The 21,995-nt window shown below is 68.8% G+C and carries 23 protein-coding genes; 16 read left to right on the top strand and 7 right to left on the bottom strand.

The window, feature by feature from the left end:
• The first annotated feature begins 10 nt into the window (after positions 1-10).
• Together ACZ48X_RS05605 and cofD are read left to right on the top strand one after the other, a co-directional pair.
• Complete coding sequence (locus ACZ48X_RS05605) at positions 11-1,549, top strand: glutamate-cysteine ligase family protein (RefSeq protein WP_336350086.1); 1,539 nt, start codon at positions 11-13, stop codon at positions 1,547-1,549.
• Between the two features lie 89 nt (positions 1,550-1,638).
• Positions 1,639-2,631, top strand: coding sequence for a 2-phospho-L-lactate transferase (cofD, locus tag ACZ48X_RS05600; protein WP_336350087.1), 993 nt, complete (start codon positions 1,639-1,641; stop codon positions 2,629-2,631).
• 11 nt (positions 2,632-2,642) lie between these two features.
• Here cofD and ACZ48X_RS05595 read toward each other — a convergent pair whose 3' ends face one another.
• A complete protein-coding gene (locus ACZ48X_RS05595; RefSeq protein WP_464379833.1) occupies positions 2,643-3,581 on the bottom strand; it encodes a PQQ-binding-like beta-propeller repeat protein in 939 nt (312 codons plus the stop codon).
• Between the two features lie 559 nt (positions 3,582-4,140).
• Here ACZ48X_RS05595 and ACZ48X_RS05590 point away from each other — a divergent pair.
• Positions 4,141-4,893, top strand: a complete 753-nt coding sequence (locus ACZ48X_RS05590) for a tRNA-dihydrouridine synthase (RefSeq protein ID WP_336350089.1) — start codon at positions 4,141-4,143, stop codon at positions 4,891-4,893.
• Between the two features lie 72 nt (positions 4,894-4,965).
• Here the strand turns inward: ACZ48X_RS05590 and ACZ48X_RS05585 are convergent, their stop codons facing one another.
• Positions 4,966-7,125: a PAS domain S-box protein gene (locus ACZ48X_RS05585; RefSeq protein ID WP_336350090.1), complete on the bottom strand. Its 2,160-nt coding sequence runs from the start codon at positions 7,123-7,125 to the stop codon at positions 4,966-4,968.
• A 150-nt stretch (positions 7,126-7,275) separates the two neighbouring features.
• On the opposite strand from ACZ48X_RS05585, the gene ACZ48X_RS05580 reads away from it, so the two are divergent.
• The 4 genes from ACZ48X_RS05580 to ACZ48X_RS05565 all read left to right on the top strand — a co-directional run bounded on the left by ACZ48X_RS05580 (position 7,276) and on the right by ACZ48X_RS05565 (position 10,219).
• The gene (locus ACZ48X_RS05580) at positions 7,276-8,136 is read left to right on the top strand and encodes a triphosphoribosyl-dephospho-CoA synthase (RefSeq protein ID WP_336350091.1); all 861 of its coding nucleotides are present in this window, start codon (positions 7,276-7,278) and stop codon (positions 8,134-8,136) included.
• Positions 8,133-8,789 carry a DUF447 domain-containing protein gene (locus tag ACZ48X_RS05575; RefSeq protein ID WP_336350092.1) on the top strand — a complete coding sequence of 219 codons (657 nt, stop codon included), beginning with the start codon at positions 8,133-8,135 and terminating at the stop codon, positions 8,787-8,789. Before ACZ48X_RS05580 ends, ACZ48X_RS05575 begins: the two co-directional genes overlap by 4 nt.
• Positions 8,790-8,897: 108 nt before the next feature.
• Positions 8,898-9,092 (top strand): 30S ribosomal protein S17e, encoded by a 195-nt coding sequence (locus ACZ48X_RS05570; protein WP_227131326.1) that lies wholly within the window; start codon positions 8,898-8,900, stop codon positions 9,090-9,092.
• A gap of 146 nt (positions 9,093-9,238) precedes the next feature.
• Positions 9,239-10,219 carry an aldo/keto reductase gene (locus ACZ48X_RS05565; RefSeq protein WP_336350093.1) on the top strand — a complete coding sequence of 327 codons (981 nt, stop codon included), beginning with the start codon at positions 9,239-9,241 and terminating at the stop codon, positions 10,217-10,219.
• Positions 10,220-10,252: 33 nt separating this feature from the next.
• Here the strand turns inward: ACZ48X_RS05565 and ACZ48X_RS05560 are convergent, their stop codons facing one another.
• The 3 genes from ACZ48X_RS05560 to ACZ48X_RS05550 form a co-directional block, all read right to left on the bottom strand.
• Positions 10,253-10,831, bottom strand: a complete 579-nt coding sequence (locus ACZ48X_RS05560) for an NADPH-dependent FMN reductase (RefSeq protein WP_336350094.1) — start codon at positions 10,829-10,831, stop codon at positions 10,253-10,255.
• Positions 10,832-10,912: 81 nt separating this feature from the next.
• Complete coding sequence (locus tag ACZ48X_RS05555; protein WP_336350095.1) at positions 10,913-11,692, bottom strand: helix-turn-helix transcriptional regulator; 780 nt, start codon at positions 11,690-11,692, stop codon at positions 10,913-10,915.
• A 42-nt stretch (positions 11,693-11,734) separates the two neighbouring features.
• A complete protein-coding gene (locus tag ACZ48X_RS05550; protein ID WP_336350096.1) occupies positions 11,735-12,436 on the bottom strand; it encodes a DUF3267 domain-containing protein in 702 nt (233 codons plus the stop codon).
• A gap of 185 nt (positions 12,437-12,621) precedes the next feature.
• Here ACZ48X_RS05550 and ACZ48X_RS05545 point away from each other — a divergent pair, with 185 nt between their 5' ends.
• The 4 genes from ACZ48X_RS05545 to ACZ48X_RS05530 all read left to right on the top strand — a co-directional run bounded on the left by ACZ48X_RS05545 (position 12,622) and on the right by ACZ48X_RS05530 (position 15,921).
• On the top strand, positions 12,622-13,050 hold the full coding sequence (locus ACZ48X_RS05545) for a universal stress protein (protein ID WP_336350097.1): 429 nt from the start codon (positions 12,622-12,624) through the stop codon (positions 13,048-13,050).
• A 47-nt stretch (positions 13,051-13,097) separates the two neighbouring features.
• Entirely contained in the window at positions 13,098-15,278 is a 2,181-nt protein-coding gene (locus tag ACZ48X_RS05540; protein WP_336350098.1) for a heavy metal translocating P-type ATPase, read from the top strand.
• A 165-nt stretch (positions 15,279-15,443) separates the two neighbouring features.
• On the top strand, positions 15,444-15,704 hold the full coding sequence (locus ACZ48X_RS05535; protein ID WP_336350099.1) for a hypothetical protein: 261 nt from the start codon (positions 15,444-15,446) through the stop codon (positions 15,702-15,704).
• Positions 15,694-15,921 (top strand): hypothetical protein, encoded by a 228-nt coding sequence (locus ACZ48X_RS05530; protein ID WP_336350100.1) that lies wholly within the window; start codon positions 15,694-15,696, stop codon positions 15,919-15,921. The genes ACZ48X_RS05535 and ACZ48X_RS05530 overlap by 11 nt, the downstream gene beginning before the upstream one ends.
• A gap of 131 nt (positions 15,922-16,052) precedes the next feature.
• Here the strand turns inward: ACZ48X_RS05530 and ACZ48X_RS05525 are convergent, their stop codons facing one another.
• The gene (locus ACZ48X_RS05525; RefSeq protein WP_336350101.1) at positions 16,053-16,994 is read right to left on the bottom strand and encodes an HhH-GPD family protein; all 942 of its coding nucleotides are present in this window, start codon (positions 16,992-16,994) and stop codon (positions 16,053-16,055) included.
• A gap of 144 nt (positions 16,995-17,138) precedes the next feature.
• Between ACZ48X_RS05525 and ACZ48X_RS05520 the strand changes: the two genes are divergently transcribed.
• Positions 17,139-17,459: a hypothetical protein gene (locus ACZ48X_RS05520; RefSeq protein WP_336350102.1), complete on the top strand. Its 321-nt coding sequence runs from the start codon at positions 17,139-17,141 to the stop codon at positions 17,457-17,459.
• 87 nt (positions 17,460-17,546) lie between these two features.
• Here ACZ48X_RS05520 and ACZ48X_RS05515 read toward each other — a convergent pair whose 3' ends face one another.
• The gene (locus ACZ48X_RS05515) at positions 17,547-17,693 is read right to left on the bottom strand and encodes a hypothetical protein (protein ID WP_227131317.1); all 147 of its coding nucleotides are present in this window, start codon (positions 17,691-17,693) and stop codon (positions 17,547-17,549) included.
• A gap of 83 nt (positions 17,694-17,776) precedes the next feature.
• Between ACZ48X_RS05515 and ligA the strand changes: the two genes are divergently transcribed.
• The 4 genes from ligA (at position 17,777) to ACZ48X_RS05495 (ending at position 21,993) form a co-directional block, all read left to right on the top strand.
• A complete protein-coding gene (ligA, locus tag ACZ48X_RS05510; RefSeq protein WP_336350103.1) occupies positions 17,777-19,597 on the top strand; it encodes an ATP-dependent DNA ligase LigA in 1,821 nt (606 codons plus the stop codon).
• A gap of 110 nt (positions 19,598-19,707) precedes the next feature.
• On the top strand, positions 19,708-20,169 hold the full coding sequence (locus ACZ48X_RS05505; RefSeq protein WP_336350104.1) for a hypothetical protein: 462 nt from the start codon (positions 19,708-19,710) through the stop codon (positions 20,167-20,169).
• A gap of 81 nt (positions 20,170-20,250) precedes the next feature.
• Positions 20,251-21,000, top strand: coding sequence for an MBL fold metallo-hydrolase (locus tag ACZ48X_RS05500; RefSeq protein WP_336350105.1), 750 nt, complete (start codon positions 20,251-20,253; stop codon positions 20,998-21,000).
• Positions 21,001-21,159: 159 nt separating this feature from the next.
• Positions 21,160-21,993, top strand: coding sequence for a DUF5694 domain-containing protein (locus tag ACZ48X_RS05495; RefSeq protein ID WP_336350106.1), 834 nt, complete (start codon positions 21,160-21,162; stop codon positions 21,991-21,993).
• The last annotated feature ends 2 nt before the right edge of the window (positions 21,994-21,995 follow it).

The following is a 21,995-nucleotide window of genomic DNA, read 5'->3' as shown; positions in this document are numbered from 1 at the left end:
CGTACCGGGTATGCAATCGGACGACCTCGCGTCGCGCGTCGAGGACGCACTCGCTGTCGACACCGCTGCGTTCGAGGCGCAGGTGCGGGAGGACGCGTCGGTCATCAAGGAGGAGCTTCGCGAGGGGACGTTCGACAACCCGCAGGCGATCGTCGGGTTCGAGTACGAGTTCTACGCGGTGAACGACGAGACCACGGCGTTGATGCGGGTACCGCGGCGGTTGCTGGAGTTCATCGGGTTCGAGAAGGAGCTCGGGTTGCACAACGCGGAGATGTCGACGAGCCCGCAGCCGTTCAACGAGCACGGGCTCCGCGCGCAGGAGTCGGAGGTGCTCGCGCGCCTCCAGACCGCCCAGGAGTGCGCGAGCGCGGAGGGGATGCGGCTCGTGAGCGACGGGATGTGGACGATTCCGCCGGAGGGCGAGACGGCGACGGGCTACCTGACCGATAGCGTCGAGGACCGCGGCGTCAGGGTCGCGACGAACATGAGCGACAGCGCGCGCTATCACGCGATGGCGAACGCCGACGAGGGCGCGAACCAGGCGGGGATGCGCCTGGACGCGCCCCACGTCGACCTGGCGGCGGACACCGTGATGCCCGAGAGCCTCATCACGAGCATCCAACCGCACTATCAGGTGCCTCACGCCGCGGACCTCCCGGAGTACTTCCAGTACGCGCTCCGTATCGCGGGCCCGTTGCTCGCGCTCGGCGTGAACTCGCCGTTCTTCCCGCCGGACTGCTACGACGACGACGTCGACGCGGCGACCATCCTCGACGACGCCTGGATGGGTCACCGCATCGGCGTGTTCGAGACGGTGCTGAACGCGGAGACCGACACCACGGGGAAGGTCCGGTTCCCGCGGGACGTCGAGTCGGTCGAGCAGGCGGTCGACCGCATCGCCGAGGACGACACGTTCGTCCCGATGCCCGTCGAGTCCTCGAACCGCTTCGACGACAAGTTCGCGGCGTTCCGCATGAAGCACGGGACGTACTGGCGGTGGGTGCGTCCGGTGTTCGGCGGGCCGACGCGATCCTCGGCGAACGCGCGCATCGAGTTCCGCCCCATCGCGGGCCAGCCGACGGTCCGGGACGGTATCGCATTCCAGGCGGTGTTCGCGGGCCTCATGGAGGCGCTCCCGAAGGTCGAGCACCCGGTCCTGGACCTGGACTGGTCGGTGGCGCGAGACAACTTCTACGGCGCGATGCGCGACGGCCTCGCCGCGGACACGGTCTGGATAACGAACGACGGCCAGCACACGCGGGACCTCGCGCGCACCTACGAGGACCTGCTCGCGCACGCAGAGGAGGGCCTCCAGATGCGTGGGCTGGACGAGGACGAGGCGGCGCGGTACACGCACCCGCTGAAGGCGCGCGTACGCCGGCGGATGACGCCGGCGCGCTGGAAGCACGAACGGGTCGCCGCGGCCGTGGACGACGGCGCGTCGTTCGCGGACGCGGTCGAGGACGCCCAGCGGTCGTACGTCGACGCCCAGCGGGAGACGTTGCTGTCGGCGAGCTTCGCGGAGTGGCTCCAGGGCGGCCGCCAGTGACCGGCGGCGTCCCGGGCGCGTGTCCGCGGCGGGTATCGAGCGGTGAGTGGGCCGGAACGGTTTAGACGAGCGGCCGGGAACGACCTGGCATGGTGACGTTTCTCTCCGGTGGCACCGGCACGCCGAAGTTGCTGGACGGGGCCGCGGGCGCGTTCTCGCCGGACGAGACGACGGTCGTCGCGAACACTGGCGACGACGTCGAGCTCGGTGGGCTCATCGTGTGTCCGGACGTGGACACGCTCATCTTCCAGGGCGGGGGCGTTCTCGACCGCGAGCGCTGGTGGGGTATCCGTGGGGATACGACGCGAACGCACGACGCGCTCATGGACGTGGCGAAGGCCGCGGACCTCGACACGGGCCCGCAGTTCCTCCCGAAGGAACGACAGACGGAGGGCCGCGAGCTGGCGCGCTGGCGGCGGTTCTCGGGCGTTGCGGAGTTCATGGAGATCGGCGACCGCGACCGTGCGGTGCACGTGACGCGAACGAGCTTGCTCGACTCGGGCCACTCGCTCGCGGAGGTCACGGACCGGCTCGCGCGCGGGTTCGGGCTGGAACTCGACCTGCTCCCGATGACGAACGACCCGGTGGCGAGCCTCATCCATACGCCCGATGGCGTGATGCACTTCCAGGAGTTCTGGGTGGGTCGAGGCGGCGAACCGACGGTCGAGAACGTCGAGTTCCGCGGGTCGTCGAACGCGGAACCGGCGCCAGGGGTGCTGGACGCGCTCGACGACGTGGTCGTCATCGGGCCGTCGAACCCGGTGACGAGCATCGGCCCGATGCTCTCCGTCCCGGGCATCGGCGCGGCGCTCCAGGACGCGACGGTCGTCGCGGTGTCGCCGTTCCTCGGCGACGAGGCGTTCAGCGGCCCGGTCGCACAACTCATGGACGCCGTCGGCGGCGAACCGAGCACGCAGGGGTTGGCGAGCGCGTACCCGTTCGCGGACGCGTTCGTCGTCGACGAGAACGACGACGCGAACTTCGACGTGCCGACCGAACGGACGGACGTCCGTATCGACGACCGCGATGACGCAAAGCGCGTCGTCCAGGCGGTGACGCGCGCCATCGACGCGGCAGAATAGATATTTGGATTTTACGTATGGTAGATTATTCCTGTCGACTTTTCAGAATAAAATAGGTGGTCCCCCAGAACAGAAAGCGAGTAGAAATCGGCACCGGCTTCTGCTTCGATGAAATCATCGACGCCACCGCTTTGAGTGTCCAATTTATAGATTCGGTTTCTTTTAGTGGGAATGAAAACTGCGCCGGGAGTACCAACGCCCGAAGACATCGGCTGGCCAGGTAATTCCGATTCCCATTTTCTCTCGCCAGAGTCACCTGCATGGCAATAGACCTGATTGTCAGTGCAAACCACGATTCCTTGGTCGGTTAGAGTTGGTGATAAAGTAGTATCGCCACCCAACGGTATCGTCCAGTTTGTCGATCCATCGGTTAACGAGAAAGAGCCCAGCTGTGACCCAGAACTGATGAAAATCGAGCCATCGTGAATCATGGGGCTCGAAAGTGACGTTCTACTCCCCATAATCGAACTACGTTTCCATGTCAGGCTCCCATCCTCGGTATCGATTGCTATGAGGCCGCCATATTGGGTCGCAAACACGAGTGTGTTTCCAGACGCAGCAGGTCCACCAACAAATTCTCTGTCGCTCTCGAATTCCCAGTCCAACGTGTGCGATTCTGTCGACAGAGCGTAAATCTGACTGTCAGCACTACCGAGGAGCCGCTCACCATGGTGAATTCCTCGATCAAGCCAGCCATAACCCAGATCGATGCTATCAGTTATCTCGCCCGAACCCGTATCGAGAACTGTAATTGTGGCATTGTATCCGAGCGTGTACAATGAGTTCTCGTCTACGATGGGTTGGTACGGGTATTCGTTATCTACCGTCTGGGTCCATTTTTGAGTACCACTGGGCCATTCCAGCGCTATGAACGTGGGTTTAAGTTCTTCTTCACTGTGGCTGGTCGGGAGAGTTGGAACCGAAATGTAGAGCGTGGACCCGTCATGCACGGGAGCGAGCAGGTTACCGTCCACTTCGAAGAGCGAGCTGGGTTGAGTGCCGATTGAAGGACAGGGATAGTAGCTTGTACGTGCTGAGTTTCGGTGATGTTGTCGCCACGGTGTGGGACGACACGTCGCTTGTGTAGTTGTGGTCGTCGTTTGGGTAGTTGTTCTCTCTTCGGTGGTGACTGTCGTGGTGGAGGAGTCTGTGGTTTGTGGTAATCGGTCCGTGCATCCTGCGGAGATCGTGGAGGACAGGAGGGCGGCAAGGTACTGTCTACGCCGCACAATCACCGTTGGATATTCTGAATAAAAAGGTTTTGTGGAATCATAGCCAAACTAGATGTATGTGCCTAAGGTGCCATCAGAAGGCACGACCAATAATGACAATTTGATTATTATTTTGCCACGTGACTGGCATCTTTTCCAAACGGCCACTCTCTCTGCACTCTACTCACATCCCAAGGTGGATCGAACGGGTGATTCATCGAGACGACGTCCGTGAACAGATTAGCTGGCGAACCAGTGGAACCGACGCAGTGGAGTGACTGGGCGCGCTAGCGGGCGTATGGACGCTCCGTTCGACCCGCCGCTCGCGCTCGCGAGCCTCTCGGGTGATGCCGACGCCGAGTGGGCGAGAGCGGGCGCGCAGTACGCTGGGGCGGCGTTCCTCGGCGGTATCGCGCTCGACGAGCCCTCGCGCGCAGCGGCGCGGGACCTCGTGGCGCGCGACCGGAACGAGTTCCTCCCCGACGACCCGTTCGCGTGGATCGACGACCAGCTCGATGCGCTCGCCGACGTCGACCTCCGGGCGGGCGTGAACGTCCGCGCGACGTCGCCAGCGCCGGTGCGCGAGGCGGCCGCGGTCTGTGCGAGTCACGACGCAGTCGTCGAGGTGAATGCGCACTGTCGCCAGGACGAACTCTGCGCGGTCGGCTGCGGGGAGACGCTCCTCGCCGACACCGCACGGCTCCGCGAGTACGTCGCCGCAGCCGCGGAGACCGGTGCGACCGTCTCCGTCAAGGTCCGCGCCGGCGTCGACGGCGTCGACCTCGCGGCGACCGCACGCGCCGTCGCGGACGCCGGCGCGACCGTCCTGCACGTCGACGCGATGGACAGCGAGCACGCCATCGCGGGCGTCGTCGACGCGGCACCGTCGCTGTTCGTCGTCGCGAACAACGAGGTCAGGGACGAGGCGAGCGTCCGCGAGTACCTCGCCTACGGCGCGGACGCCGTCAGCGTCGGCCGCCCGAGCACCGACCCGGTCGCCCTCGAACGCGTCAGCGACGCGCTCGACGCAGCCCACGCGTCGACGACGTAACCGGTCGGTCACGCTGGCGCACAGACCGAGCCCGCGGTCACGCCGACTCGACGCCCCGGACTCGACCCGCGGTCAGGCCGACTCGACGCCCCGGACCTCGAACCGTGCACCGCCGAGGTCGGAGTCCTCGCGGACGTCGACCGTCCAGTCGTGCGCGTCCGCGATGTCCGAGACGATGGCGAGTCCGAGCCCCGTTCCGTTTCCGTCAGTGGTCACGCCCGGCTGGAACAGCGACGCCTCGACCGCCTCGTCGAGTCCGGCCCCGTCGTCGGCGACGTAGAACCCGTCGTCGTCGCGTAGTCCGGCCACGACGACGCGCTCGCCGCCGTGCTCGACCGCGTTCCGCACGAGGTTCTCGACGAGCCGCACGAACGACCCCTCGTTCGCCTCGACGACCGCGTCGTAGTCGACGGTCACCTCCACGTCCTCCGTATCGACCGTCTCCACCGCCAAGTCAACGACCGACGCGCTCGAAACGGGCGCGGTCTCGACGTCGCTCCCGCCCCTGGCGAGCGCGAGCACGTCGTCGACGATGCGCTCCATGCGGTCGTGCGCCGTCCGTATCGTGTCCAGGTGCTCGCGGCCGTCCGCGTCGACGTGCTCGGCGAGCACCTCGACGGTCCCCGACGCGAGACTCAGCGGGTTCCGGAGGTCGTGACTGAGGACGCTCGCGAACTCCTCCAAGCGCTCGTTCTTCGCCTCCAGCGCCTCGCGGTGCTCGACGCGGTCCGTCACGTCGAACGCCACGCCGACCACCTGGCTCACGTCGCCGTCCTCGAGGACGGGTTCGTAGCGCGTCTCGAACGTCACGTCGCCGACGGTGATCGTCGACTCGGCGGACGACCCGGCGAGCGCGCTCTCGTAGTTCTCGAGGACCGCCTCGTGCTCGCCGTAGACGTCGTAGATGGACTCGCCGACGAGCTCACCCGGCTCGATACCCAGGCCGTCCAGGCCCGCGCCGACCGACCGCGTGAACACGCCGTCCGCGTCGACGGTGAACGCCACGACCGGGAAGTGCTGCACGATGGTCTCCAACTGCTCTTTGCGTTCGCGGACGCGCTTCTCGCGAGTCACGCGCTCCGTGATCTCCTGGCCGAACCCGACGCCGAACTGGCGGCCGTCGGCGTCCTCGTAGCTCGCGACGTGCATCTCGTAGGGTATCCGTTCGCCGTCGGCGGTCAACAGCTCGCCGTCGTACCGCACGGACCCGCCGTCGCGGACGGTCCGGACGTCCTCCTCGACGCGGTCGTGGTACTCCGGCGGGACGAACTTCCCCGGCGATGCGCCCGCGAGCGCGTCGGCGTCGTACCCCGTGACCGCCTCCATGCTGTCGTTCCACTCGACGAGTCCGTCGTCGACCTGGAACACGAAGAACACGCCGTCGAGCGCCTCCAGGAGCGACCGCGTGAAGCCATCCCGTCGGACGACCTCGTGGTGCTCGGTCGCGGTGCGTTCCGCGGTGACGTCGTCGATGACGACCTGTGCGGCCGGTCGGCCCTCGTACTCCACGGGCGCGGACGTCACGACGCCGTACTTCGAGTCGTCGTTCTCGGTGAGGAACCGCGTCTCGACCGCGTTCGGGGTTTCGCGCTCCTCGAGGACGGCGCGGACGCGTTCGGCGGCGCGGTCGCGGTCGGCGGGATGGACGAGCGCCGCCGCGGACTCCCCGAGGAGGTCCGTCTCGTCGTCCGCCGCGAAGAACTCGACGCAGGCGTCGTTCGCGTACCGAACCCGGAGCGCGTCGTCGACGATCCCGATGGGGACCGGCGCGGTGTCGCACACGCGCTGGAAGCGCGCTGCGGTTCGTTCGACCTCGCGTTCCGCACGCATCGCGTCGACGGCGTTCCGGACGCGGTTCGCGAGCACCTCGAACCGGTCGCTCCCCCCACCCTTCGGGACGTAGTCGGTCGCACCGGCGGCGATAGCGTCGCTCGCAACCGTCTCGGAGCCTTCCCCAGTGAACAGCACGAACGGGAGTTCCGGATGGGTCTCTCGGACGCGTTCGAGGAACTCGAGGCCGTCCATCGCTGGCATCTGGTAGTCGCTGACGATGCAGTCCACGTGCGCGTCGTCGAGGACGTCGAGTCCGGCGGGCGCGCCGACGGCGGTGGTGACCTCGAAGTCGTCGTCGACCCGCTCGAGGGACGTCGCGGTGAGGTCGAGCAGTTGCTCGTCGTCGTCGACGTGGAGGACCCGTACCGCGTCGGTCGTCGCGTCTCGCCACCCAGCCATCTCCCTAGACGAAATCGAGGCGGCGAGTAAACGCTTGGGGGGAACCCAGTGAGGTCCTGCATGGACGCACAAGCCCCTGGGGTGGGGGTGCGTCGGCAGGTGGTGCCGGCATCCGCCGGAGTTTTTCGCGGGGCACGCGAACGGTCTCTCGTGCATTCGACAGCGGCGAACGCCGAACTCGCGCTCCTCGTCGAGGTCGCGGGCACGCCCAAGCCCGGGAACGTCGACCGCGAGCGCGACCTCGCGGACCTCCGGTTCGAGCAGTTCCTCGCCGGTGCCGTCGGCGCGCGCCCCGGACTGGACGCGTGCTGCGACCCGAACTTCGGGCTCGGCGACGGGTTCGAGCGCGCGGTGGCGGGGATGAGCGACCGCGCCGAGACGAACACGCAGTTCGGCGCGCTCCTCGTGCTCGCGCCGCTCGTGCGGACCGCAGCGACCGGCGAGCTCTCCCGGGACCGCGTCCGCGACGTCGTCGCGGCGACGACGGTCGCCGACGCCGCCGCGTTCTACCGGGCGTTCGACCACGTCGACGTCTTCGTCGGCGACCCGCCCGCGGACGCCCCCGAACTGGACGTCCGCCGCGGGAGCGACGCCGTCCCGGCCGTCGAGGACCGCGGGCTCACGCTCGCCGACCTCATGCGCGACAGCGCGGACCGCGACGGCGTCGCCGCCGAGTGGACGACCGGGTTCGAGCGGACGTTCGCGGCCGCCGACCGCATCGCCGCCGCGGACGGCTCCCTCGGCGAGCGCGCCGCCGACGCCTTCCTCGCCCTCCTCGCCGCCGAACCCGACACGCTCGTCGCCGAGAAACACGGCGACGACGTCGCCCGCGAGGTCACCGACCGCGCCGCCGAACTCCGCGAGGACGCCGCTCCCTGCGCGCCGGACCGGGACGCGGTCACCGCGTTCGCCGAGGACCTCGTCGCCCGCGGCGTCAACCCCGGGACGACCGCCGACCTCACCGCCGGCGCGCTGTTCGTCGCGCTCGAACGCTACGGGGTGACGCCGTGACCGACACCGAACGGAACTTGGAGTCCGACCCCTGGCCGACGCGCTTGCGGGGCGTCACCGAGACGGTGGTGGCGACGCTCGGCCCGAACGACCGCTGGAATCAGGCCGCGCTCGGCGTGCACGCCGACGGCCCGGCGTCGACCCGCGACGACGACGGTCGACTGCACGCAGTCACCGCGTTCACGTACGGGAACACGCGAACGCGCCGGAACCTCCACGGCCGCGGCGGGGGCGTCGTCCAGTTCACGACCGACGCCGTCGACTTCACGAACGCGGCGCTCGACGTCTTCGAGACCGACGACCCAGTGCTCGAGTCGGCGGACGCGTGGGTGCGCGTCGACGCGACGCAGGTCGACGCGCGCGACGAGGACGGGACGCGCATCGAGACGTGGCGCCTCGACCCCGTCGAGTCGGCGGTGCGGCGACGCGTCGTCCCGGTCGTCAACCGCGGGCACGCCGCGGTCGTCGACGCGACCGTCGCCGCCTCGCGCCTCGGCGTCCCCGGGTTCGACGACGACGCGCTCCGCGAGCGATTGGAGCGCGCCGTCGACGTCGTCGCGACCTGCGGCGGCGCGCGCGAACGCGAAGCCATCCGCCGCTGCGCCGCCCTCACCGACGACTGGACGCCCACAGGCGACCTCCCAGAGGACTGACCGGGGCGGTCGAGCCGGTCGCGGCGCACCCGGGGCACCCGCCGTGGCGAATCCGCACGACGCCCGGAGAACGAACCCTTTTTGGGGGCGAACGGGGAACGAATCGGTATGGCCATCAAACCCGACTACGTCAAGAAGACGGGTACCATCCTCCTCGAGCAGTACCCGAAGGCGTTCACGACCGACTTCGAGACGAACAAGGACAGCGTCGCGAAGCTCACGAACATCGAATCCAAGGGCGTCCGCAACCGCGTCGCGGGCTACGTCACGCGCAAGAAGAACACCGCCGCGGCCGAAGCGTAACGCGCCGTTTCTCTCGAGTTCCCCGCGACCGATAGCGACAGCGCCGCGAAACGTCGACCGGTACGCGTCGATTCCGGTCGCGGTCGACGCCCCCGAGGCCTGCCGCGGGCGACACGCTTACGCGACGAGGGGCGCTCGCGTGCCGCATGGACGAACGACAACTCGGTTCGACGGGCGAGTCGGTGACAGCGGTCGGCCTCGGCACGTGGCAGATAGGCGGCGCGTGGGGTGACGTCCCAGAAGAGCAGGGACGTGACGTCGTCCGCGCCGCGCTCGACGCGGGCGTGACGTTCCTCGACACCGCCGACGTCTACGGCGACGGGCGGAGCGAGTCCCTCATCGCGGACGTCCTCGCCGAGCACGACGCCGATCCGTTCGTCGCGACGAAGGCCGGGCGACGCCTCGACCCGCACGTCGCCGACGACTACGACCTCGCGCACCTCCGCGAGTTCGTCGACCGGTCGCGCGAGAACCTCGCTGTGGAGACGCTCGACCTCCTCCAGTTGCACTGTCCGCCCACGCACGTCTACTACCGACCCGAGACGTTCGACGCGCTGGAGACGCTCGTCGACGAGGACCGCATCGCGCACTACGGCGTCAGCGTCGAACGCGTCGAAGAAGGGCTGAAAGCGATCGAGTATCCGGGCGTCGAGTCCGTCCAGATCATCTTCAATCCGTTCCGGCAGCGGCCAGCAGAACACTTCCTCGACCGTGCCGCCGACGAGAACGTCGGCGTCATCGTGCGCGTGCCCTACGCCTCGGGCCTCCTCACGGGCGCGCTCTCCGCGGACGACGAGTTCCCCGAGAACGACCACCGGAACTTCAACCGCGACGGCGAGGCGTTCGACGTCGGCGAGACGTTCGCCGGCGTCCCCTTCGAGACCGGACTGGAGGCCGTCGACGAACTCCAATCCCGCGCCGGCGTCGAGGACCTCGCGAGCTTCACGCTCCGGTGGATACTCGACCACGACGCCGTCACGACCGTCATCCCGGGCACGACGACGCCCGCGCACGTCCGGTCGAACGTCGCCGCCGCCGACCGCGCCGCGCCGACCGCCGAGGAGCGCGCCGCCGTCGACGCCGTCTACGACGAGTACGTCCGCGAGCACGTCCACCACCGCTGGTAGCGCGACCGACCGCGGTCGACCCACAACTGGGGGTCAGCGCGCGCCGACGTTCTCCTGGCTCTCGAAGCTGTCCGGGTCCGGTTCGATGTTCGCGTACTGGACCGCTTGCCGGCCGAGCGTCCGCACGCGCTCCGCGAGGCCGTCGTCGACGAACGCGCCGTCCTCGAACGCGTCGTAGGCCTTCGGTATCGCGGCCTGATGCGGGATGACCCACGCGTCGAGCGCGCGGCAGACGGACCGCAGGTGCTCGAGCGCGGTCACGGGGAACCCGCCGCCGGCCACCGCCAGGAGACCGACGGTCTTGTCCTCGAACTCGTCGAACCCGCAGTAGTCGAGCGCGGTCTTCAGCGGCGACGAGTACGACCCGTGGTACATCGGCGTCCCCAGGAGGATGGCGTCCGCGGACGCGACCGTCTCTCGCAACTCGTCGGCGTCCCCGGCGTCGTCCGCGTCCGCGTCGAACACCTGGAGGTCGAGTGCGCGGAGGTCGACGAGCTCCGTGCTCGCGCCCGCCTCACTCGCCGCATCCAGCGCGACCTCGAGCGCGGTCCGCGTGTGACTCGCGTCCCTGAGACTCCCGCATAGCGCGACGACGTGCACGTTCTCAGCCATGGAACGACCGTCGACGGCCGACCTGAAAAACCCACTGTCGACGCCGGGTCGTGGCCGTCGCCGCACCCGGCGACGACGACCCTACAGCGGCATCTCGTCCGCGCGCTCGAAGTAGTCGTCGACGAGCGCGTCACCCCACGAGAGCGCGCTCTCCGTGTCGTTCTTCACGAGCGCCGCCATCCCCGTCCCGTCGTAGACGCCCATCGCCAGCACCCGCGACCCGTCCTCCCGCTGGAGGACGCTCACGCCCACCATCGGGAGCGACTCGATGCGATGCACCGCCACGCGGCCCGTCTCGACCGCCCGCTGGATGGGCTCGCGGTGCGTCGTCGTCAGCTCCGCGAGCGCGTCGTCGCTGAACGCGAACTCGGCGGTCATCCCCGCGTCGACGACGCGACGCTCGAACACGTCGACGTACGCGCCGTACGCCGTCGGCGAGAACCCGCGCGCGTGCTCGGCGTCCTCGACGATGTCGAGGAACGCCCGCACCGGGCGGTCGGGTGCCGACGACGCCGCGCGAATCACGGTCGCGTCCTCGAGCACGTCCGGGTGCGCGAACTCGCGAGACGGCAGCTTCGCGACGACGTCCCGCGCGTCACACATCGCGTCCAGTCGCGACGCGAACCGCTCGTAGAGGTCGACCGCAACCTCGCCGCACGTCGTCAACTCGTAGCCGCCCTCACCGCGCTCGACGAGCGCCTGCGTCCCCAACTGGCGTATCGTGCGGTCCACCGTCGACCGAGCCACGTCCAGCTCCCTCGCCAGCTCGGGCTTGCGGCACGCGCTATCGTCGAGCGCTTCGAGCACCTCGCGCCGGCGAGTGAGCGTCCGCACGAGCTCGTCGCGCTCACCCGGATTCATACCCAGCATGTTCGTCGGCGCGTTCTTACGCCTTACGGCAGTTCACTCGAACCGTCGCTCGGGGTGGAAGACGTAGCTGTGGCGCGCGTCGCTGTCGTAGAGGAGCGCGTCGTCTGGCAACCCGAGGAGGGTCGCGACGAGGTAGACGTCGCCCGCGGCGCCGGCAGTGTTGAACAGCAGGCCGACGAACGCCACGAACGCGACGGTCGAGTCCGGAACGAAGAGCGCCGCGAGGAGGACGGCGTCGACGACGACGAGCGGTGCGATGCCGACGACGAGGTTGTGGTCTCGACGCTGGAACTGGTGGAACGCGGCGGCGTAGAACGCGCCCATCCCGACGAGCACGCCGTAGGAGACGTCGTACCCGAGGAGCCGATACGCGAGCCCGTGCACGAACTCGTGGAGGACGGTGACGCCCACGACGCCGAACGCGAGCGCGAGCGCGAGGACGCTCACGTTCGTCGTGAACGTCACGCTGTCCGCGGTCTCCTCGACCGCGAACGCGGTCGCGAGCGCGTCGGGCCCCTGCGCGACGTAGAGCACCCACCCGAACGCGAGCAGCGACAGAACCGTCAGCGTCCCCACGAGCACGACGAGCACGACGGTCGGGTACCGGAACTCGACGGGGTCGGCGTACCCGACCGGCGTCGCCGGGAGCACGGTCGCGTCAGGGTCGTGCTCGCTCGCCACCTCGTCGGGGACGCGGTCGCGCGGGCCGTCACGACCGTCCTCGACGTCGGCCATACGCTGACAGATACGGGCCGCGTACTAATGCGTCCTGCACGGGTTACACGCGCGCTCGCTCGTGCCGCATCGATGCGGTGCCGCCGAGGCCCGGAAGCGACATCCATTCGTCGAGCTCTGGGCGTGCTCTCGACCGGGACCCGGCGAGCAGTACGTTAATCTCGACTCGCGATGAACGTTCCCTCATGCCCGAACGCGTGCTCGTCGCCTTCGACGGTTCTCCACTCTCCGAACGAGCGCTCACGTACGCGATCGAGACGTTCCCGGGTGCATCGCTCACCACGATATACGTCATCAGTCCCTTCGACGCCGTCCTTGACGTGGAGGCTGGCGGCCTCCCGGTCGCCGAAGACTGGTACGACGACGCGACGGACCGAGCGGCCAGCATCCACTCGCGAGCCAGGGACGTCGCCGCCCCTCACGACGTCGACCTCGACACCGTCACGGAGGTCGGAAAGCCGGCGCGAACGATCCTCGAGTACGCCAGAGAGCACGACGTCGACCAGATCGTCATGGGGAGTCACGGCCGTTCGGGACTCGACCGGACGCTCCTGGGGAGCGTCGCCGAGACGATTACGCGTCGCGCACGGTTCCCGGTGACGGTCGTCGGATGAGCCGCTCGAATCAACGCCGTACCGATCCGCCAGGCTCGGACCGCGACGTGACCGACCCGGACTCGCCCGCCCCAGCGACGTGCACCGTCCGGATAGCGCGACGCGGCGGTCGTGGCGAAGCCGGTGCACGAGCACTCGAACGCCACCTCCGGGAGACCAGCGGCGTCCACGACGTCGACGTGTCGTTCCGAACGGGGAGCGTTCGGATAACGTACGACGAGCAGGTCACCTCCGAGCGCGACCTCCGGGCCGCGGTCCGCGACCGGAACGTCTCCGTCGACGACGACGCCGAGTCGACGGGCGACGAAGCGACCTCGCGGTCGGAACTCAGGCGCGAGGGCGCGTTCGTCGCGCTGACGTTCGCCGGGATGGTGACGGGGCTGGCGACCGGCTGGCTCGGCGGCCCACAACTGCTCGCCTGGGCGGGCTACGGCGTTGCGTACGTCTTCGGTGGCTGGTACGGACTGGTGGGCGCCATCGAGACGCTCCGTCATCGCGCGGTCGACATCGACCTCCTGATGATCGTCGCGGCCCTGGGCGCGCTCTCGATCGGCGCCCCGTTCGAGGGCGCGATGCTCCTCTTCCTGTTCTCGCTCTCGAACACGCTCCAGCACTACGCCATCGGTCGGTCGCGTCGAGCGATCCGGTCGCTCGTCGAGATGCGACCGGAGCAAGCGCAGGTGCTGCGCGACGGCGAGGAGGTCACCGTCCCGATAGACGAGGTCGCCGTCGGCGACGTGTTCGTCGTCCGGCCCGGCGACAGGATTCCGCTCGACGGCGTCGTCGCGGACGGCGAGGGCTCCGTGGACCAGGCGTCGCTCACCGGCGAGTCCGTGCCCGTCCCGAAGGCGCCCGGCGACGAGGTGTTCGGTGGCACGATGAACGAGAGTGGGAGCCTCGAGATCGAGGTGACGCGGCAGGCACACGAGTCGGCCATCAGTCGCCTCATCACGATGGTCGAGCGCGCGCAGAGCGAGAAGGCGCCGACGCAGCGCCTCATCGACCGCCTCGAACAACCGTACGTCCTCGGCGTGTTCGCGCTCACGACCGCGGCCATCGCCGTACCGATGGCGCTCGGAGGCGAGTTCGCGGCGACGTTCTACCGGGCGATGACGCTCATGGTCGCCGCGTCGCCGTGCGCGGTCGTCATCTCGACGCCCGCGGCGGTACTGTCCGCGATCGCGTCCGGCGGCCGCCAGGGCGTCCTGTTCAAGGGCGGGGAGCACGTCGAGACCGCGGCTCGCATCGACGCGGTCGCGTTCGACAAGACCGGGACGCTCACGCGCGGGGACACGACGCTGACGGACGTCGTCGTCCGCGAGAACGGCGTCGACGACCCGCCGACGGAAGACGAGGTGCTCTCGGTCGCGGCCGCGGTCCAGGCGCGCTCCGAGCACCATCTCGCTCGAGCGACCGTCGCGGCCGCGGACGACCGGTCGCTCGCGGTCCCCGACGCTCAGCGGTTCCAGTCCGCCGCCGGGAAGGGCGTCAGTGCCGAGGTCGACGGGGAGACCATCCACATCGGGAACCGGAGCTACGTCGAGACCGTCCTCGATGACGCGACGATCGGCGGCGTCGAAGCGGGCTTCGAGCGGCTTCGCGAGATGGAGGCCGCGGGGAAGACGGCCGTGCTCGTCGTCCGAGAGCGAGACGGCGACCACCGCGTCGTCGGGTGGCTCGCGTTCACGGACGCGGTGCGTCCCGACGCCGCCCAGATGATAGCGGACCTCCGGTCGCTCGGCGTGGAGCACATCGTCATGCTCACCGGCGACAACGAGCGCGTCGCCCAGCGCATCGCCGACGAGGTCGGTATCGACGAGGTCCAGGCGGCGCTCCTGCCCGAGGAGAAGGTCGAGACCATCGAGACGCTCGTCGAGCGACACGAGAACGTCGCGATGGTCGGCGACGGCGTCAACGACGCACCGGCGCTCGCCACCGCCACCCTCGGCATCGCGATGGGCGGTGCCGGGACCGACGTCGCGCTCGACACCGCCGACGTCGTCCTGATGGGCGACGAACTCGACAAGATACCGTACGTGCTCGGTCTGGGCCGGAAGACGCGCCGGACGCTCACCGTCAACCTCGCGATCGCCTTCGGCGCGATCGGCGTGATGGTCGGCGCGATCCTCCTCCAGGGAATCCCGCTCCCGCTCGCGGTCATCGGGCACGAAGGGTCGACCGTCCTGGTGTCGCTGAACGGCCTTCGGCTGCTCGGCTTTCGAGGATGACGCGCTCGCTCGGGAGGAATTCGCGTCAGCGCGAGTGTCGTTCGACGAAGCCGTCGTCCTCCACTTCCGCGATGCGGAGACGCGCCAGCGCGTCAGCGACTGGTCAGTAGACGACGGCAACTGAGACCGAGACAGAAGGCACTGCCGCGCATCTAGCCGGACACGATGGTAGCGAACACGTTCCGGACGCTCGCCGACTTCGGCTCCCGGTCCCTCCTCACGCACGCGTTCATGGCTGGGGCGTTCGTCGGCGCGCTCGCGTCCGCTCTCGTCCTCGACGGCCAGCTCCAGGTCGTCTCGTTCGTCGCGTTCGTCAACTTCACCGCCGGCGTCTGGGTGTGTCAAGCGATCCATTCGCTCGGGAACTCGTACACGGACGACGACTACCAGGGCGTCCTCCGGACCATCCTCGACCATGGCAACTGAAGACCGAACCGTCACTCGCGACGACCGCCTCCCAGTCGGCCGGTTCGGGCGCATCCTCGTCCTGGTCGCGTTCGTCAGCGCGAGCTTCATCGTCGCGGCGAACGCCGTCCTCTCTGGGACACTCCTCGCCATCGCCGTCGTCGTCGTCGGCTCCATCGCGATGGTCACCGCGATGGTCGGGTTCCTGATATCAGTCGCCAGCTACGTCGACGAGTGACGGACGGCCGGAGCGCGCTCGTGCTCCCCCCGTGCGGTGCTTGCCGAGGACGGGTGCGTCCGGACTACTGGCGCTCCCCGCAGATGTCAGCGCACGCGTTCAACACGTCGATTCGACGCGAGCGGGGTTCGCTACTTCCGGAGTCGCGCGGTCGCGTCCACGCCCGAACCGTCTAGGTCGACGAGGCCGTCGTCGTCGAGGTCCGCGAGGAGCCCCCGCAGCCACTCGCGGCCGTACTCGCCGTCGGGCGCGTAGTCCACGCGAATCCGCGGGCCGAGTTCGTCGAGCGCGAGCTCGCCGTGCTCGCCGAGGACGTTCACGACGCGCCCGCGGAACTGGCGGCGCGACCCCTCGAAGCTCGGCTGCGTCGGCACGTCCGGCGCCGTGAAGTCTCCGGATTCGTAGGCGTGACACCACCGCCGCCACGGACACCCCGCCTCGTCGCACGACGGCGTCTTCTCGCACGCGACCCCGCCGAGCTCCATGATGGCGTTGTTCCACACGCGGGACTCGCCCGCCGGCATGAGGTCGCCCGCCGCCGCCTCGAACGCGTCGTCGTCGTCCGGCACGTCGAACGCCCGATACAGGACGCGTTTGACGTTCGTGTCCACGACCGCGTCACCCTGGTTGAACGCGAAGCTCGCCACCGCGTTCGCCGTGTACGGCCCGACCCCCATCAGCTCCTGGAGGCCTTCCGGTGTCTCCGGGAACTCGCCGTCGTGCTCGCTCACGACCTGATTCGCGGCCTCGTGGAGGTACTTCGCGCGATTGTTGTACCCCAGCGAGTGATTCGTCCAGAACCCGACGACGTCCCCGCGGTCCGCGCTCGCGAGCGCCTCGACGTCCGGCCACTCCTCGAGGAAGTCCTCCCAGGCGTCGACGACCCGGTCGAGCTGGGTCTGCTGACTCATCACCTCCGACACGAGTATCTCGTAGGCGTCCTCCGTCCGCCGCCAGGGATAGTCGCGGTGGTCGCGCTCGTACCACTCCACGAGCGCGTCCTGCACCGCCTCGACGTCCGCGGGGAGCGACCACGACTCCGCCGCGTCGCCCTCGTCGTCACCTGCACTCATTTATCCCGACTCGGGAACCGACCGACAAGGGACTGCCGGTCTCGGACACACGAACCGCGCTCCGCACCGGCGCGCGACGCGGTCGCCGACGCCCGGCGTGAGTGGAGCGAAAGGCGTAGGCGTCCACGGCCCGCACCTGACAGCATGAGTCTCGACGACCTCGCCGACGACGTCCAGCAGACCGCAGACGACCTGGAGACCGCGACCTTCCACCTCGACGCCGAGGCGCGCACGGAACTCGCGATGCTCGCGGCCGCGATGGACAACGACGACCCGAGCGTCCTCATCGAGCGCGCCATCCACGCGCTCTTCCAGCAGACCGTCGACGCCGGAAAGCTCGACTTCCACCTGCGCGCGAACTACGACGTCACGTACGACGAGTACCTCTCCGGGATGACCTACGACGAGATGACCGGCGGGTCGACGTACCCGACCGACGACGGCGACCGCCGCTACCAGTTCTAGTCGACCCGACGACGGCGACCGCCGCTACCAGTTCTGAGCGACACGACGACTCCCCTGCTTCTCGAGTGCGTTCCCGACCGGGGGCGCCTACATGTGTTCCTCTTCGAGCACCCATCCGATGGCGCGCTTGTAGTACGTGAACATCTGTTTGACGCCTTCGTGATTCATGTCCTCGTCCTCGAGTTGCTCGGTGAGGAACTCGTACTGCTCGCGGATCTCGTCTTCGTCTCGCATACGCCCGGGTTACGGTCGCGGGGACAAAAGTCCAACCACGCGACCGCGACGCTTTTGCGGGCGCCGCCGGTAGGGCGAGTCGAATGGAGTTCGCAGCGTTCGCAGACCGGGCTCGCGCCATCGAGGAGACCGACGGGGACCTTGCGGTGGTCGCGGCGGTCGCCGACCTGTTCGCGGCCGCGGACGACGACCTGGAGACGCTCGCGCGGTTCGTGCAAGGTCGCGCGTTCCCGGCGTGGGACGACCGGAAGCTCGACGTCGGCCCGTCGCTGTGTCACGAGGCGCTCGCACGTGCTGCGGGGCCGAACGTCACCGCGGACGACGTCGAGGACCGGCTCGCGGACGTCGGCGAAATCGGTGCGGTCGCCGCGAGCCTCGACCTCGACGGCCAGCAGGGCTTGAGCGCGTTCGGCGCGGGCGGCGGCGACGACCTCTCCGTCGCGGACGTCCACGAGGCGTTCGTCGCCATCGCCACGGCGAGCGGGAGCGGGTCCGCGGGCGCGAAAGCGGACCACCTCTTCGGGCTGTTCAACCGCGCCAGCTCGGCGGAAGCGCGGTACATCGCGCGGCTCGTGCTCGGCGAGATGCGTATCGGCGTCGGCGACGGCACCGTCCGCGACGCCATCGCCGCCGCGTTCCTCGCTGACGACGAGAGCGTGGAGAAGAACGAGGAGGAGGACGACGGTGAGGACGACGACGGCGCGCAGTTGACGCTCTCTGAGCTCGGCGAGGACGCGGATGCCGTCGAGGACGACGAGACCGAGGCGTTCGAGCGTCCGCCCGAGGACGCGGTGACGGCGGTCGAGCGCGCGCTCCAGGTGTCGAACGACGCGGGACGGGTGGCGGCGGTAGCGCGTGACGCGGGCCGCGACGGGCTCGGGAACGTCCACCTCGAGGTCGGGCGTCCCGTGGGTGCGATGCTCGCGCAGGCGGGAGCCATCACGGACGCGGTCGAGGCGTGGGACGCGGTCGCCGTGGAGACGAAGTACGACGGCGCTCGCGTCCAGGTGCATCACGACCCCGGCGGTGAGACGCGGCTGTTCTCGCGGAACATGGAGGACGTCACGGACGCGCTCCCCGAGATAGTCGAGTTCGTCGCGGACCGCGTCGACGTCCCGGTCATCCTGGACGGCGAGGCGCTCGCGGTCGACGACGACGGCGACCCGCTCCCGTTCCAGCGCGTCCTCGAACGATTCCGACGGAAGCACGACGTCGCTCGCGCCCGCGAATCCGTCGCGATGGAGTTGCGTGCGTTCGACTGCCTGCATCACGACGGCGAGGACCTCCTCGACGCGCCGCTGTCCGAGCGACAGGCGAGACTCGAGACGGTGCTCTCGGAGGGCGTCTCCGAGTCGTTCGTGACGACCGACGCCGACGAGATCGGCGAGTTCGAGGTCGAGGTGCTCGACGAGGGGCACGAGGGGATCATGCTGAAGGACCCGGAGTCGACGTACTCCGCGGGGAAACGCGGCCAGGAGTGGCTGAAGCGCAAGCCCGACGTGGAGACGCTCGACGTCGTCGTCACCGGCGCGGAGTGGGGGGAGGGCCGGCGCGCGAACGTCTTCGGGACGTTCGAGGTCGGCGTGCACGTCGCCGAGCGCGATACCGCGGCCGAGGACGGGAGCGAGTACGCGACCGTCGGGAAGGTCGCCACGGGAATCACGGACGCGGAACTCGACGCGCTCACCGAGCGGTTGCGCGAGCACGTCGCGACCGAGGACGGCCAGACCGTCCGGTTCGAGCCCGCGGTCGTGTTCGAGGTCGGCTACGAGGAGATACAGACGTCGCCGACCTACGACTCGGGGTACGCGCTCCGTTTCCCGCGGTACGTCGCCGTCCGCGAGGACAAATCGCCCGACGACGCCGATTCCTTGGAGCGCGTCGAGCGCCTCGCGAGCGAGTGACCGGCCGCGGGTCGCGAGGGCGACCGCCGCCAGTGTCAGCGTGTGCCAACACGCCCCGAACGGCCACAATCGTAATGTGGCCAGCTATCGGGTTCTCTATCCAGAGAGGAATGATTCCGGGGGAGACACTCGACGAACGCGACCGGGGGGTCGCGGCCGTCGGCGACGGGAGTAGTCCGCATCGTGCAGCCGCGAACCGACTGGCGCGAGCGTTCGACGCGCACCTCGACCGCGAGGACCTCGCGGACTGCTCGCGCGTCGTCGTCCACGAGACCGAGAGTGCGCGCTACGAGTACGTCGACGGCGTCCACTACGTCACGGGCGTCGACGACGGCGTCCGCGAGCGCATCGAGCGGTTCGTCGACGCGCGCGACCTGGAGGTCGTGATGGACGGCCACGTCGGGTTCGCGTTCAAGCACTCGCGACCCGATGGGGCCGCTGACGCGCACGTCGCGGGCGCCGTCGTCGAACTCGCGTTCGAGGTCGCGTTCACGGACCTCGACGACGTCGTCGAGGTCGTCGACGGCGCGACCGAGATCTCGTGGACGGAACTCGACGCCCGCGCCGCCTGAGGCGACGGGGCTTTCGAACAGCGTTTCTCGGCGTCGACCGCGTCCGTCAGTCCTATCCACGGCACTCGAGTACGGTCACGCATGACCGTCACGCACGACGACCTGACAGTGGAGTGGCTCGGGTACGCGACGCTCCGGGTCGCGGACGCCGACGAGGACACCGTCGTCTACTTCGACCCCGGCCGGTACGGCGTCCTCACCGGCGAGTGGGAGCCCGATACGCCCGGCGTCGCGCACCCACCAGCGAGGGACTACCGGCCGGAGGACGCGGACGTCGTGTGCGTCACGCACGACCACCACTACGACCCCGACGGTATCCGCCGAGTCGCCGGCGAGGACGCGACGCTCGTCGTCTTCGATGGCGTGAACACGCACCACATCGACCGCGTCGACGACCGCCCCGTCGACCTCGACGTCGACGTCAAGTGGGTCGACGCCGAAGCGGACTTCGCGGTCGGCGACGCCATCCTCCGCACCGTCGCCGCGTACAACACACCTGATGGCCACGTCGACGCCAACGGCGACCCCTACCACCCCGAAGGACGCGGCTGCGGGTTCCTCCTGACGCTCGACGACACGACCGTCTGCTGGCCGGGCGACAGCGACGTCCTCGACGGCCACGCCGAACTGGACGTCGACGTCTTCTGCCCGCCAATCGGCGGGAGCTTCACCATGGACCGCCACGAAGCCGCCGCCCTCGCCGAAGCCATGAATCCCGAGGTCGTCGTCCCCATCCACTACAACACGTTCGCCGCACTCGAGACCGACTCCGGCGCGTTCGCCGACGACCTCGAAGACCGCGGCGTCACGGTGGCACTCGACGAAGCGTAATCGACTGGAGGAGCGTGCGGCCGCACTGAAGCGGGCCTAGCCCGATAGTCGACGCTGGACTTTTCGGTCCATCCGAGCGAGTCCGCTTCTCGATTCGCACCGCGTTCCTACGACCTCCGTCACGAAACTCGTAAGAGAACTCCGTCTCTCGGTGCCGGCATGCCGACCCAAAACGGTCCCCCGAGCGGGTTCCCGACGCCGTCTGCAGGACAGGTACAGGTCCTGCTACTCGGGACCATCCACATGGAGACGAGTCGAATCGACGACGTCCTCGACGACCCTCGGCAGCGACAGTTCGAGGCGCTCGCCGACACGCTCACCGCCTGGAACCCGGACGGCGTGGCCGTCGAGCGAAGCTACGACACCCGCGAGCACGTCGATCGCGTGTACGACGAGTACCGCCGCGGCGACCGCGCGTACGACGCCGAGGAGCACATCGAGCCAGCGCGCAAGTACGTCGACGACCCGACCGCCACCTGCCGGAACGAGACCGTCCAGGTCGGGTTCCGACTCGCGGACCGCCTCGACCACGAGCACGTCCACTGCGTCGACGACCTGATGCCGATGGACGCCCACGTGGACGAGGAACTCGACGACGACTCGTTCGCGTCCCTGGTCGAACGAGGTGCTGCGACGCTCCCCGACTCGCTCGTTCCCGAGCGCGCGGACTGGCTCCCCGAGTGGGAGGCGAGGACCGTCGAGTCCTTCCTCCGCTGGTTCAATCAGCCGGAACGACTGCTCACGGGCGACGAGAACCACTACCTCGCCGCGTTCGGTGGCTTCGAGGAACGATACGGGGGGGCGAAGCTCCTGACGGGGTTGTACGAACGCAACCTCCGGATGGCAGAGAATATCTGGCGGGCCGCTACGGACGACGACCTCGACCGCGTTCTCCTCGTGGTCGGGCAAGCACACGTCCACCTGCTCCGGCACATGCTCGGAACGATGCCAGGGACGTGCCCCGTGAGTCCAGTGTCCGTGCTCGAAGCGTGACG

It is taken from the genome of Halorubellus litoreus (assembly GCF_055378595.1).
This window is presented reverse-complemented; position numbering and strand designations above follow the sequence as displayed.

Coding starts and splice junctions, on each gene's coding strand:
- ACZ48X_RS05605 (WP_336350086.1), top strand. CDS start 11: ATGCAATCGGACGACCTCGCGTCGCGCGTCGAGGACGCACTCGCTGTC.
- cofD (WP_336350087.1), top strand. CDS start 1,639: ATGGTGACGTTTCTCTCCGGTGGCACCGGCACGCCGAAGTTGCTGGAC.
- ACZ48X_RS05590 (WP_336350089.1), top strand. CDS start 4,141: ATGGACGCTCCGTTCGACCCGCCGCTCGCGCTCGCGAGCCTCTCGGGT.
- ACZ48X_RS05585 (WP_336350090.1), bottom strand. CDS start 7,125: ATGGCTGGGTGGCGAGACGCGACGACCGACGCGGTACGGGTCCTCCAC.
- ACZ48X_RS05570 (WP_227131326.1), top strand. CDS start 8,898: ATGGCCATCAAACCCGACTACGTCAAGAAGACGGGTACCATCCTCCTC.
- ACZ48X_RS05565 (WP_336350093.1), top strand. CDS start 9,239: ATGGACGAACGACAACTCGGTTCGACGGGCGAGTCGGTGACAGCGGTC.
- ACZ48X_RS05560 (WP_336350094.1), bottom strand. CDS start 10,831: ATGGCTGAGAACGTGCACGTCGTCGCGCTATGCGGGAGTCTCAGGGAC.
- ACZ48X_RS05555 (WP_336350095.1), bottom strand. CDS start 11,692: ATGAATCCGGGTGAGCGCGACGAGCTCGTGCGGACGCTCACTCGCCGG.
- ACZ48X_RS05550 (WP_336350096.1), bottom strand. CDS start 12,436: ATGGCCGACGTCGAGGACGGTCGTGACGGCCCGCGCGACCGCGTCCCC.
- ACZ48X_RS05545 (WP_336350097.1), top strand. CDS start 12,622: ATGCCCGAACGCGTGCTCGTCGCCTTCGACGGTTCTCCACTCTCCGAA.
- ACZ48X_RS05535 (WP_336350099.1), top strand. CDS start 15,444: ATGGTAGCGAACACGTTCCGGACGCTCGCCGACTTCGGCTCCCGGTCC.
- ACZ48X_RS05530 (WP_336350100.1), top strand. CDS start 15,694: ATGGCAACTGAAGACCGAACCGTCACTCGCGACGACCGCCTCCCAGTC.
- ACZ48X_RS05525 (WP_336350101.1), bottom strand. CDS start 16,994: ATGAGTGCAGGTGACGACGAGGGCGACGCGGCGGAGTCGTGGTCGCTC.
- ACZ48X_RS05520 (WP_336350102.1), top strand. CDS start 17,139: ATGAGTCTCGACGACCTCGCCGACGACGTCCAGCAGACCGCAGACGAC.
- ACZ48X_RS05515 (WP_227131317.1), bottom strand. CDS start 17,693: ATGCGAGACGAAGACGAGATCCGCGAGCAGTACGAGTTCCTCACCGAG.
- ligA (WP_336350103.1), top strand. CDS start 17,777: ATGGAGTTCGCAGCGTTCGCAGACCGGGCTCGCGCCATCGAGGAGACC.
- ACZ48X_RS05505 (WP_336350104.1), top strand. CDS start 19,708: ATGATTCCGGGGGAGACACTCGACGAACGCGACCGGGGGGTCGCGGCC.
- ACZ48X_RS05500 (WP_336350105.1), top strand. CDS start 20,251: ATGACCGTCACGCACGACGACCTGACAGTGGAGTGGCTCGGGTACGCG.
- ACZ48X_RS05495 (WP_336350106.1), top strand. CDS start 21,160: ATGCCGACCCAAAACGGTCCCCCGAGCGGGTTCCCGACGCCGTCTGCA.